This is a genomic window from Sphingobium sufflavum (assembly GCF_021403115.1).
Classification (GTDB): Bacteria; Pseudomonadota; Alphaproteobacteria; order Sphingomonadales; family Sphingomonadaceae; genus Sphingobium; species Sphingobium sufflavum.
Genome location: NZ_JAJSSH010000013.1, coordinates 58,311 through 71,197, shown reverse-complemented (window position 1 = coordinate 71,197; position 12,887 = coordinate 58,311). Strand labels below are relative to the sequence as shown.

The 12,887-nt window shown below is 61.9% G+C and carries 9 protein-coding genes; 7 read left to right on the top strand and 2 right to left on the bottom strand.

The features are described from left to right. The first annotated feature begins 73 nt into the window (after positions 1-73). From LWE61_RS17165 to LWE61_RS17140, 6 genes are all read left to right on the top strand, one after another. On the top strand, positions 74-2,737 hold the full coding sequence (locus LWE61_RS17165) for a glycoside hydrolase family 2 TIM barrel-domain containing protein (RefSeq protein WP_234151870.1): 2,664 nt from the start codon (positions 74-76) through the stop codon (positions 2,735-2,737). A gap of 224 nt (positions 2,738-2,961) precedes the next feature. After that, entirely contained in the window at positions 2,962-4,257 is a 1,296-nt protein-coding gene (locus tag LWE61_RS17160; RefSeq protein WP_234151869.1) for a cytochrome P450, read from the top strand. A gap of 26 nt (positions 4,258-4,283) precedes the next feature. Beyond that, on the top strand, positions 4,284-5,378 hold the full coding sequence (locus LWE61_RS17155) for an alpha/beta hydrolase (protein WP_234151868.1): 1,095 nt from the start codon (positions 4,284-4,286) through the stop codon (positions 5,376-5,378). Between the two features lie 125 nt (positions 5,379-5,503). Beyond that, positions 5,504-6,001, top strand: coding sequence for a VOC family protein (locus LWE61_RS17150; RefSeq protein ID WP_234151867.1), 498 nt, complete (start codon positions 5,504-5,506; stop codon positions 5,999-6,001). Positions 6,002-6,351: 350 nt separating this feature from the next. Further along, positions 6,352-8,913, top strand: coding sequence for a beta-glucosidase family protein (locus LWE61_RS17145; RefSeq protein ID WP_234151866.1), 2,562 nt, complete (start codon positions 6,352-6,354; stop codon positions 8,911-8,913). A 104-nt stretch (positions 8,914-9,017) separates the two neighbouring features. Continuing rightward, positions 9,018-9,764 (top strand): SDR family NAD(P)-dependent oxidoreductase, encoded by a 747-nt coding sequence (locus tag LWE61_RS17140; RefSeq protein ID WP_234151865.1) that lies wholly within the window; start codon positions 9,018-9,020, stop codon positions 9,762-9,764. Between the two features lie 428 nt (positions 9,765-10,192). Here the strand turns inward: LWE61_RS17140 and qatD are convergent, their stop codons facing one another. Together qatD and LWE61_RS20840 are read right to left on the bottom strand one after the other, a co-directional pair. Then, positions 10,193-10,960, bottom strand: coding sequence for a Qat anti-phage system TatD family nuclease QatD (gene qatD / locus LWE61_RS17135; RefSeq protein ID WP_234151864.1), 768 nt, complete (start codon positions 10,958-10,960; stop codon positions 10,193-10,195). Continuing rightward, positions 10,951-11,907 (bottom strand): 7-cyano-7-deazaguanine synthase, encoded by a 957-nt coding sequence (locus LWE61_RS20840; RefSeq protein ID WP_234151863.1) that lies wholly within the window; start codon positions 11,905-11,907, stop codon positions 10,951-10,953. The genes qatD and LWE61_RS20840 overlap by 10 nt, the downstream gene beginning before the upstream one ends. On the opposite strand from LWE61_RS20840, the gene LWE61_RS17125 reads away from it, so the two are divergent. Then, a complete protein-coding gene (locus LWE61_RS17125) occupies positions 11,882-12,886 on the top strand; it encodes a hypothetical protein (RefSeq protein ID WP_234151862.1) in 1,005 nt (334 codons plus the stop codon). The two genes, LWE61_RS20840 and LWE61_RS17125, sit on opposite strands and share 26 nt — an antisense overlap. Position 12,887: the final 1 nt, after the last annotated feature.

The following is a 12,887-nucleotide window of genomic DNA, read 5'->3' as shown; positions in this document are numbered from 1 at the left end:
TATGCGACGATGAACTGCATAATCGAGGCGACTATCCACAGCCCCTTCGTCCTGAGAGGATATGATGACTGGCATGCGGACCATCTTGACCCCATTGGCTCTGGCAATCGCCACGACGACCGTCCACGCTCAGGACATCCGCACCTCCCTTCCTCTCACGACAGGCTGGCGCTTCCATCAGGGGGATGTTCCCCAACTCCCCGCCGCAAACGTCCCAGCCACGGATTGGGCAGAGGTCAGCGTGCCCCACACATGGAACCGGGTGGGCTACTACACCCCCAACCCGGAACAGCACCTCCATCGCGCTGACAATGTCAGCAAATATCAGGGTGTCGGCTGGTATCGTCTGGAGTTCACCGTCCCTGCGACCTTTACCGGCAAGCGCGCCTGGCTTCAGTTCGACGCGGCCAGCCGCACCGCCGAAATATGGCTGAATGGTCGACGGCTGGGCGATCATCAGGGCGGCTTTTCCCGCTTCCGGCTGGATGCCACGCCGGCGCTGAAGGTGGGTAAAAAGAACAGCCTGCTCGTAAAAGTCGACAATTCCCTGCCCATGCCCGGATCGTCCACGTTCGATACGCTCCCGCTACGGGGGGATTTCTTCATCCATGGCGGCCTCTATCGCCCCGTAGCATTGATCGCGACCGATCCGGTCCATATCGACATGATGGATGCTGGCGGACCGGGCGTCTACGCGACCACCTCGGCTCTCAGCAGCGCGGAGGCGCAGGTCGATGTTCGCGCCCGTCTGCGTAACGATGGCGCACGCTCGGCAACGGTTACAGCCCGGTTCCGCCTGCTCGACGCCTCTGGCAAAACCGTGGCAGAGCAAAGCCGCGCACTGACCCTGTCACGCGCATCCGGGGACGAAATCTCGACGACGCTCCGTGTGAAGACGCCCCATCTTTGGCAAGGGACAGCCGATCCTTATCTTCACCGTCTGGTCGTGGAGTTGGCCTCGTCCAAAGGCGCGATACTCGACCGGACAGAGCAGGCGTTCGGTATTCGCCAGATACGCATCGACCCCGACCATGGCTTTTTCCTCAACGGCCAGCCGCTGAAGCTGCGGGGCGTCGGCTATCATCAGGACCGCGAGGGCAAGGGGTGGGCGGTGACGCCGCAGGATATCGAATCCGACCTCGATATCATGCGCGAGATGGGCGCGAACACGATCCGCCTGACCCATTATCAACATGGTCAGGTCATCCACGATCTTGCGGATAAATATGGGTTGATTCTCTGGGACGAAATCCCGCTCGTCACGGTCTGGACGCTCGGCGCCGCGACGGACGCATCGCCCGGCCTGAAGGACAATGCGCGGCAGCAATTGCGGGAGTTGATCCGCCAGAACCACAATCACGCATCCGTGGCGACATGGGGCATCGCCAATGAAGTGGATTTCGGCAATTCCATCCCGGCGTTTCTGGGTGGCACCAGGGATAATCCCATCGTGCCCGATCCCATGCCCTTGCTGCGCGAACTCAACGCCTATGCCAAGGCGGAGGATCCCAGCCGCCCAACCACGCTGGCAACCTGCTGCGAACTGCGCGCCTATGGTTCGGGGGTGGGCGTCCCGACGACCGCGGAAGTCACCGACCTCGCCGGGGCCAATCGCTATTTCGGCTGGTATTTCGGCACCGCTGCGGACCTTGGCGGACATCTCGATGCGCTTCATGCGCGCCGTCCGCATCAACCCCTGTCCGTCACCGAATATGGTGCAGGCGGCGCCACCACGATCCACACGGACGATGTGATGGGCGGCCCCGCCGATTCCCGTGGCAAGAACCAGCCCGAAGAATATGAAAGCTATATCCACGAGCAGAATTGGGCGACGCTGGCCAGCAAGCCCTATCTCTGGGCGACATGGCTGTGGAACTCCTTCGACTTCGCATCCACCGTTCGCGGGGAGGGCGACGCGCGCGACATCAATACGAAGGGCCTCGTCACCTACGACCGAAAGATCCGCAAGGACGCCTATTATTTCTACAAGGCAAACTGGACCGACACGCCGACCGTCCACATCAATGGCCGCCGCTATGTCGACCGGGCCTATCCGGTGACATCCGTGCGGGTGTACAGCAATACGCCGCGAACCGAATTGCTCGTCAACGGCAAGTCGCTGGGTATCCTTGACAATTGCCCGCAGCATATCTGTGTCTGGACCGGAGCGCGGCTCGTGCCAGGAACCAACAAAGTGTTGGCGCGGGGACTGGGCGCGGCCGCCCCGACAGAGGACAGCGTCGTGTGGCAACTCGGCAAGGAGGCCGCCGATGCCATCAGGATCGACAGCGGCGCCATCGTCGCGGGGAGTGCAGAGGGCAGACGCTTTGGCTCGGACAGCTTCTTCGATGGCGGGACGGCCCGGTCCATCTTCGCGCCTGCGGAGGATGGGACGAGAGTGGATCGCGGGGCGCTCGCGGGCAACCCGGACCGGGAAATGGTCGCAACCGTCCGCGAAGGCCGCTTCGGCTACCGCATCCCGTTGGAAAATGGCGACTATATCGCGACCTTCACCTTCATAGAGCCATCGGCAGGCCTCGGCCTCCGCCGTTTTGATATTGTCGCGGACGGGAAGCGCATCATCAAAGGGCTGGACATTGCCGCCGCCGCCGGAGGAAAAATGACCGCCATCAGGCGGCAAATTCCCGTTCGGGTGAAGGACGGGCAGCTGGACCTTCGCTTTATGCCCATCGTCGGGCAGGCGATCGTGTCCGGTATCGAGGTTACGCGGCCCTGATCGCCTGAATCGCTTAGAAACCAGCAGGAGACAAGGAACTCAATCACGCCGCAGCCCCCATGAATCTGAAGGCGGCCACCACAATCCGCCCGACTTCGTGGAGCACAAGGTCGGACCGGAATTCCTCCTTGACCGCCCCAAATCTAAGAGACAGTATGTCGCATAGTTTCCGGAAAAATCGGCGCATAACCGTCCGCCGTAGAAAATAGATTTGGGAGAGAATTATGGAACGCCTGGAAGACAGGGATTTTTTCACCGATCCCGCGATTCTCAATGACCCCTATGAATATTTCGAAGCCGTTCGCGCGCACGGGCCGATCTACCGGCCTGCGGGCAAGGATTATCTCCTGGTCACCGGCTTTGCCGAGGCTCTGGAGATTTTCCGCAACTCCACCGATTTTTCCGCCGCGATCGCGCTACAGGGTGCCGCCTGCCCCCTCACTTTCCAGCCCGAAGGTCCGGATATCAGCGCCCAGCTTGAGGCGCATCGACCGGAAATCATCGGCCATGATCTCCTCGTCAACATGGACGACGAACAGCATGCGAACCTGCGCGCGCTGGTCAACCGGCTGTTCATTCCGTCCCGCCTCAAGGCGAACGAAGACTATATGGACGAGCTATCGGAGGAGATGATCCGCAAGGTTGTGACCGACGGTGGATGCGAGTTGATGCAGGAACTCGCCACGCCCTTCGTCACGGCCGTGGTCGCAGATCTGCTCGGTGTCCCCAGGGAGGATCGCGAGTTCTTCATCCAGCTCCATCTGAACGCGCCGCCACCGGGCAGCCTGAACAGCAGCGATAATGATTATCGCACGCAAGCCCATCCGATGATCGTGATGGCGAGCTATTTCGAAAAATACATCCAGGACCGCATCGACAACCCGCGCGACGACATCATGAGCGAACTGGCGCATGCCACCTACCCCGACGGGACGAAACCTACGCTCAAGGAACTCGTCAACCTGTCGACCTTCATGTTCGGCGCGGGTCAGGATACCAGCGCAAAGCTGATCGGCAACGCGATCCGCTACATCGTCGACGAACCCGGCCTTCAGGCCAAGCTGCGGGAAGACCCGTCGCTCATCCCGCTCATGCTGGAGGAGGTGCTGAGGCTGGAGGGTTCCTCCAAGATCACGGCCCGGCTGACCCGCAAAGACACGACCGTCGGCGGGATGGAAATTCCAGCCGGGACGAGGGTCGGCATCGCGCTCGCGGCGCTCAGTCGCGATCCGCGCCGCTGGGACGATCCCAACAGCTTCATCCTCAACCGCCCCCGCATCAAGGAGCATCTCTCTTTCGGTCGAGGCGCCCACACCTGCGCGGGCGCCCCACTGGCCCGTGCGGAGGTTCGTATCCTGATGGAACATTTGTTCCGGTACACGTCTCACATCGAACTCGACGAGGCTGCGCATGGAACGCCGGGCAATCGCAGGCTCCAGTTCGATCCCAGCTTCATTGTCCGCGGCCTCTCCAGCTTGCAGATCAGACTGACGCCGTCCCCGGCTCTCGTCGAGGCGTGACAACACGGGCCATATAGGAGTTGGCAATGGTCGACCTTCGTTCCAGACTGGCTGTGATGGCGTTGGTGGCTGCATCCGCCGTCACCGCGGGGCAAGCCGTCAAAGCCGAGGAAATCTCACAGCGCGCGCCGGCGGGAACAGATGCCGGCGCGATCGACATTCCGGCATTTGCCTACCCGCCGTCGGCGTTGGCCAGCGAAGAGTTGAAGCGGGCCTATGCGAGATCGCTCTCCGGGCCGGGAAATGGCACGATCACACCTCCCAAGGATCCCAAGCTCGTCGCGATCATGCGCTCGGTGGTCAATGGCATGTTCGAAAAGTCGCTTCCCTTCCTGCGTGAACGCTATCCTGTGGAAACGGCGCAGGAGACCATCGCCGGCGTTGAGGTCATTCGGGTCCGGCCGAAAGGCGGGGTGTCGAACAGGAACAGCAAGCGCGTCCTGATAGAGGTGCATGGCGGTTCCTTCATGGTCGGCTGGCCTTCTGTCGCCCTGCTCGATGCCATACCTGTCGCCTCACTCAGCGGGATCGAGGTCATCAGCATCAATTACCGCCTCTATCCGGAGGCGATGCACCCGGCTGCACTGGAAGATCTCACGGCGGTGTATCGGGAGGTGCTCAAGACACATGCCCCGCGCAATGTCGGGATTTTTGGCGGGTCGGCGGGCGGCGTCATCACGCTCCAATCCATCCCCTGGTTCAAGAAGCAGGGCGTTCCCCTTCCCGCCGCTATCGCTCCGCTGTCCTGCGCGTTTCAAACCGCGACGGGGGACTCGGCGATCTGGAATTTCAGCGGCGGTTTCGCGCGCCCCGGAACGACCCTTGTCGCCAAGGGCGGCTATTTTGGTGACAATTACGATCGCAGAGACATCGTCCCGGAAGTCACTCCCGAACGTCTCGCGGACTATCCGCCCACCCTTTGGCTGTCGGGCACACGCGCCCCGGAAATGAGCGGAGCCGCAGTTGGTCATGCGAGCCTGCTCAGGCGCGGGATTCGATCAGAACTCTACATCATCGAAGGGGGCTGGCACCAAAGCTACAGCACCGCGCCCGAAACGCCGGAATCGCAGGACGCCATGCGCTACATCGCACGCTGGTTCGACACCCATCTCGGCCGATAATCGCCATTCAGCATGGCCGAATATGTGCAGGCATTATTTGGGCCGTCCTCAGCCCTGACGACATATAGGCTCTGCATACTGCTGCATTTTCAAAAGATTGGAGGACTATGATGAAAATATTTTTCATGAGCGTCGCCGCCACATTGTTGTTCAGTGCCAGCGCACAGGCTCAAACCAGCCCGGCGCCAACATCGGACAAAATACCCCTGCCGTCGGCTGCGCCGCTGGTCGCGCCAGCGCCTGCGGGTAAAGGCGCGCGTGTCATGATGTTGCGCTGGTTCACCAGCGATGTCGCCCGTGCCGAAAAATTTTACCAAGCGGTTTTCGATATGACGACCGTGCAGCGGATGGGCGACAATGTGCGCATCATGATGTTTCCCGGCGGGGCCATGCCGGGGATGATTCTGGTGCAGTCCAGCGATCCGAAGCGGCTCAGGGGAAGCTTCATCGCGCAGGTCGCGGACGTCAAGGCGACGCTGGCAATCGCGGCTGCGAACGGTGGAAAGCTGCTGAACACCCAGTTCAGCCAGAACATTCACGGTCAACAGGCAAGCTCCAGCCACTTCGAGGATGCCGATGGCAATGTGATCGAGCTTTTGCAGATCAGAGCTGCCGGGAAATGAGCGGAACATGTCCCCGCGGCCCCTCGCTCCGCCGCTGCGCCTTCGCAACCGTCTGGCGTCCACGCTGATGCACGCTGGCCGCCTTTTCGGCCTCTTCTGTTCGAATGGTACGCAAGGGCCGCACCCCGCCTGAGTTGTGCAGCGCACAAATGGGAAGGGCGCTTTCCCGAACGACGGCCGGGTTCGTTCTGATGACATGGGAGGGCCGTGGAACCTCCAGTGGCCACGAACAGAGGGCAGGGTCCGGAATATGCTGGTGTTGGCGGTGGTCACGACCCATGCTCCATCGAGCAGGTCGCGCTGGTCACTGTTCCCCGAATGATAATTTTTTGGTTAAGGAATGCGAAACGATGGTTACCTCCAAGCGAGCTTTTACAGTGGTAATCGGCGCGCTCTATACGACAGGCGCCCTCTCCTCGGCCACCGCAGGAACCCCGGCGAGCGCGAAGCGCAATCCATGGATGTCCCGTGCCATCGTGTCGCAGCAGGTCGCGGCGAAAACCGACCGCGCCAGAGAGACCGTCGCCAGTCGCCGGGCGAAACTGCTGATCGCGGCCATGACGCCCGAACAAAAGCTGCAACAACTCACCGGAAGCCGCCCCGAAATCGTCCCTGAACTGCCCAATTGTTTCGGCGCACGTCACGCGCGGGGTATTCCGGAACTCAACATCCCGACCTTCCGCATCAGCAACGGCCCCGTCGGCGTCGGGCAGAATGACTGCGTTTCCCCTGAGATAGTGGGGGCCACCCAGGCGGGTATTTTCGGCTCCGTCATGGCTGCCGCCTACACCCACCACACGTCCGCCAAAGCCACTGCGCTGCCGTCGGCGATCAGCGTGGCCGCCTCGTTCGATCCTTCTATCGCCACGACCTATGGTGACGTCATCGCGCAGGAGATGAATGATCTGGCACTGCATGTTTTCGAAGCGCCCGGCCTCAATCTCGCGCGCTTGCCGATCCTGGGCCGCAATTTCGAATATTTCGGCGAAGACCCCTATCTGACCGGCATCATGGCGACGACGGAGATCAAGGCTATTCAGGCCAAGGGCGTGATTGCCATGCCAAAACATTATGTCGCCAATGAGCAGGAGACCAATCGGCAGACAGTCGAGACGAGCGTCGACCGGCAGGTGATGCGCGAGCTGTACCTCCTGCCGTTCGAAATGGCGGTGAAGGACGGCAAGGCCGCATCGGTCATGTGCGCGTACAATAATGTCAATGGCAGCGCATCCTGCGAGAGCCGGGAAATCCTCACCGACATCCTGCGCAAGGACTGGGGCTTCGGCGGCTATGTCCAGCCGGACTTTTTCGCGGCGAAGAGTACCGTGGCGTCAATGAAGGCGGGCATGGATCAGGAAATGCCGCAGCCGGGGCATTGGGCACCGGCAAAGCTCAACGATGCGTTGGCGAAGGGCGATCTCACCGTCGCCGACTTCGACCAGGCACTCGAACGACGGTTCACGCAGATGTTCAAGGCCGGCATCTTCGACCGGCCGCTGGTCCAGAAACCGATGGATATCCAAGGCCATGGCCGCAAGGCGCGCGACATCGGCGCACGCTCCGCCGTGCTTCTCCAGAACAACGGCGCGCTGCCGTTGCGGACAGACCTGAATTCCATCGTCGTGATCGGCAAGGCCACGCAGGTCTATGCGCAGCAGGCCGTCGCGGGCGGTGCGCTGACCGGCAAGCCCATGGGGTCCGGCGGCGGCAGCTCCGATGTGGTGCCGCACTATTCGGTGACGCCGATCGAGGGGATTCGCAACGCGCTGAAGGCACAGGGCAACGCCAAAGCCATAGTCAAGCTGATCCTGGTCGACGACGCCAATCGCGCTGCGACGATTGATGGTGTTTCCACGAGCTTCGACGCCGCCTTGGCCGAAGCGGCCGGGGCGGACAATGTCGTCGTGATGGCGGGCACCATTTCGGAGGAAGGCGCCGACCGTGCGACCTTCACGGTGCCCAACGGCAAAGTGCTTTCGGGCAGGCCGACAGACGGCCACGGACTGGATTGGTATGCCGATCGATCGGACGTCATCGCGGTGCTGGACCCCGGCAAGAATCCGCGTGCGGCGATTGCCCGGAACAGCCAGACCCTCTCGATGATAAAGACGCTACTTGGCACGCGCTCGACGACAGGCACCGACATGTCACGCAAGACGGTGCTGGTGCTGAAGGACAATGCCAGCGTGGCGATGGACCCGGCACTGGTCGGCGCGCAGGGACCGGCCATTCTCGAAGCCTGGTTCCCCGGACAGGAAGACGGCAACATCGTCGCCGACCTGCTCTTCGGTCTCCGCAACCCCGGCGGCAAACTGCCCGTGACCTTTCCTTATGCGGGCAAGGGTTTCCTCGACAGCGTCACTACAAAGCAATTTCCCGGCACGGTAGGCTCCGACGGAAAGACCCAGACAGTCGAATATACGGAAAAGCTGGCCATCGGCTATCGCTGGTATGACGCGAACCTCAGCGGCCAATGCGCGCCTGTTGCCGGGCGCAACCCCTGCGTCGCCTTTCCGTTCGGTCATGGCCTGTCCTATTCCAGCTTTGCCGTGAGCAAACCGGCGCTGGCGTTCGACCGTGCCCGCAAGGTCTGGAGGGCAACGGCGAGCGTCACCAACACCGGCAAGCGGGCGGGCGCCGAAGTCGTCCAGGCCTATCTGGCCCTGCCCGCCAGCGCACCCGGAGCGCCGCAACCGCCAAAGCGACTGGTAGGCTTCCAGCGTATCGAACTGGCGCCCGGCGCATCGGGAACCATCACGATCACGATCGACCCCGCCGCCAGCAACCATCCGCTCAGTGTCTGGGATGCGACCGCGAAAGCATGGGCCATACCGGCAGGCGACTATAGGGTGTGGCTGGGTTCATCCTCATCCCCAGCCGATCTTGCCTCAGCCGGGACATTCGCACGCTAGCCCGGTTGCGGCTCGCTGCTTGGGCGCCGCAACCGGGGTTCATCTATCGCCATGAATGGACGCTGGGCTGAATTTCCGATTTTCGATGCAAGGAAGGACTCTGCATGACGAAGGGCAAACTGGCAGGAAAAGTCGCCCTGATAACGGGATCCGGTCGAGGCATAGGGCGGGAGATCGCACTCCGGCTCGCCAGCGACGGCGCCGATATTGTGGTGCATTATGCGGGCAGCGAAGCCGGGGCGATGGAGACGGCACAGGCCATCCGCAACCTCGGCCGGAAGGCCGTCACCGTCCGTGCGGATATCAGCCAGCGTACACAGGTCAGATCAATGTTCACGGAGATGGACAAGGCCTTCGACCGGTTGGACATTGTCGTCAATTGCGCGGGTGCGAGCGGTGGCGGCACGCTAGCCGATCTGGACGACGACATTTTGGCGGAGTTGCTCGGCGTCAATTTCTATGGCCCGCTTTATGTGGCGAGCGAGGCGGCCAGACGGTTGGGCGATGGTGGGCGGATCATCAACTTCTCCTCGACCACAGCGGATTTCCCGCCCGGCGGCTCGGGCATTTATTCGAGCGCGAAGCTGGCGATCAAAGGCTTTACCGAAGCATGGGCCAAGGAACTGGGCGCGAAGGGCGTGACGGTCAACAGCGTCATACCGGGAGCGACCAGCCCCGGCATGTTCGACAAGACGCCGGAACCCTGGCGGAGCCAGTTCATGAACGCCTCGCCTTTTGGCCGTGCGGGCCGGGCAGACGAGGTTGCCTCGGTCGTGGCCTTTCTCGCCTCACCGGAGGCAAGCTGGGTGTCGGGAACCCATATCCGCGTGAACGGCGCCGCCAATATGTGAGGCTGCCATCATGCCGCACCCCCATCCACGCGCTGCGCCCTTGGTGATTCGTTGAACACGGGTTTCGTCCAGCGCCCGCGAAGGCAATGACCATGGCCGACAGGGTGGGCTTTCGCACGTGACATAGCCACCACCGAAGGCTTGCCGCTCCGCCGCTCGTCCATGGATACGGAGCGTCGAAAATTCGGGCGGTTTACACTTATTTGTAAACCGCTCTTCCGGGCCATCGCTAAGTCGTTGATTTTTGGTAGCGGAGGAGGGACTTGAACCCCCGACACGCGGATTATGATTCAGCCCTCAAAGCACGGTTTCTCTAGTACTAGATGCAGCCATGTTGCAACCATGTTGCACCACGACTGCCGCTTGGGACCGCACCCGTAATCCCCTCATTGCTGAATTAGCCCTCCTCGCGGATAAATCTGTGTTGCCTATCGATCTTTCACTTGGGCCTGCTCTCGCGAACTGCGCGCGACCAGGCGGCGGAAGTTCCCAGTCATTAGACGCTCGGCATCCTTGACGGACATCCCCTTAAGTTCGGCGAAGTCGTGATAAACCGATCCGGCGCCGCCGGGGGCGAGCGGAACCCCTTGTGTCATTCCGAATGGTCCGTCAGTCTCGGGCAGCATGCGATCGATCGGCATGGCATTGACGGCCTCACGGCCTGACCTACTCGCCATCATAGCCGACCCGACCGAGAACCAGCAGCCAAGGTCGGCGGCACGTTGAATGATCGCGGGCTTCGCCGAAAACCAATGGAGAACGAATGTGCCGGCGAGCGGCTCAAACTCCAACATATCCAGCAGCATAACAGCGGCGCCGCGGCTGTGGAGTGAAATGGTCCTTCCCCCAGCAGCAGCGCAAGCGTCGAGTATCTCATGCAGTACGGCAGCCTGTGTTGCCAGCGTGTCACGGTGCGGCGGTGAGCCATCGAGCCCGACCTCGCCGATGTAGTCGACAGTCGGCAGGAGGTCATGGAAAAGGGGCAGCTCGTGCCAACGGCTGGCTGCTAGCTCGGGATGTAGCCCGAGCGCTGTGCGAATTCTGCTGCCGGCCGGCGCAAGCGCAGATGTCCCCGAAAACGCGCTTGGGGTCGTCGTCACAGACAGGATGTATACCCCCTCCTCGACCGCCTTGCGGGTGGTCGCAGCCGGATCGGGGTATAGATCGAGGTGGCAGTGGAAGTCGATCAGCGCCATCGCACCGTACCGAAAAGCCTGCCAAGCTCGGCCAACCCGCGACCGACGGCGTCGACGGTGAGAGCGCGCGCCGTTCCATCCGCTGGGAGCGGACCAGCCCGCGCGACCCACCGGCCGAGCTCGCGTGGACCGTCCCCGTCATGGGCAGCCACGGCATGCCTCGCTGCCAACACGTCGTCGTTGCGCGAGCTGGCGCGCAGATCGTTGAGGTAGAGCGTCCCGTCGTACATCCCAGCGGAATGGAAGGACGCGCGTCGAATAAGGCAGGGCACGCACCGTCCGCACTGACCGTTCGCGCGCTTGCCCTTACCGCAGGAATAGGTCTCGGCGGCGAGCTCTACCAGTCGCGGGTGATGGCCTTGGGCCAACATCTCACCTTTAGTGGTCGCGAAGAACGGATTACGCAGTTCCGCCTGGATTCCAACCGCCGCCCAGACCCCGTTCAACCGATCCATGAAGTGCGGATGGGTCGTGCGCGTGCTGAGCGATCCCATCCGTCTTTCCGTGAATGGCGGATTTATCGCGATCAGCGCGTTCTCGGGAACGAGAACCTCGCGGATCCCGCAGCCTGTCGCCGCCAGAGCGCCGTAAGCGAAGAACAGGATCGACCGAGCGCGGGTAGAGCCCTCGTATGGCTGTCGCCACCGTTCGGCGACCCGCCCCTCGAAGCGGTGCGCCTCAAGTCCCAACGCCGCAGCGAGCCGCTGCTGCGGTCCAATCTCCTTGGTCGATCCCTGGCTGACCAGGAGCGGACGGGCACCGCCGTTCAGCGCCGCGAGCGCGCCGAGGAAGCTGTCGAGCCCGCCCGAGAAGAGGCATACGGAATCGCGATCATGAATACGGCCCGGGCTCGGCGGACACGCGAGCCCGCCCGCGCGGAAGGTGAGGTGCCACACATCGCCCGTGAGGAGGGGTCGAGCAATGTTTACTGGCAGAATAAGCCACACATTTAGCGTGCCTATCTGGCATCTTGCGAAAGTCGGCCTTGCATCGGCATCGTCCATCAAGCAGCATGACGATGCACGTATCTGCCATGGTGACGATTATAGCAGGGAGACCGATGTGGATGCTCTGCGTGACCTGACGGACCGATTGAGCGACGCATGGCCCGACCTCCTGCTCGCAGCGGCAACGCTCACAGCACTATACGGTCTGCTGTCGTTGGTCTGGTCGCGGCTCCCCGACAGTCTCACCGACAGCATCCTGGGCCGGGCGTTTTACGGCGCGGCGATAGTTGGCATCGTCGCGATGGGCATCACTCAGCTATCACAACTGCGTGCGCCAGGGGACATGCCGTCACTGGTCAATGGCCCTGGCCAGGGGCAGAAACCTCGCTCCGATCGCATCGACAGTTATATCGGACAGGGCTTTCTCGCTCGGCGCGATGATCAACTCATCGAAAGCTGGGGCCAGTTCGCCATCATCCTGCTAACCGACGTCGGACGGAAGGAAGATGAGCTTTGTCGGGCCTTCCTCCGATCACTGGGCAGCGGGACACCGTCTGCCCAGATGCTGATCAGGATGGACGGGCAAACCATTGCCGTCCGTCCAATATACTGGCCGCTGCGCGGCAACGATACCGAGGTCAACTGCGGCACCCTGATTGAACAATATGATTTCATGCGGGCATCGCAAATGATGCGGCGTCTCGGCCTAAGCGGAACAGGACCATTTCTGGTGAGCGGAACGCTGGCCACCCAGGACGGTCGCCCAAGGATATCGCTGGCCTTCGACTTGAGCGACGTCCCTAGCGATGAGATGCAGGTGGCTTATGCGGACTTCCTCGAGAGCTACAGTCACGAGCGCATCGCCAATCTCAGATATGCGGCTTCGATTCGGCAGAAGATCAAGGATGGCGTGTTGAAAATCTCACCAAATCTGTCTGCGCTGTTCGGCATCGACGTGGCAAAGGCGGGCGACAAATGAC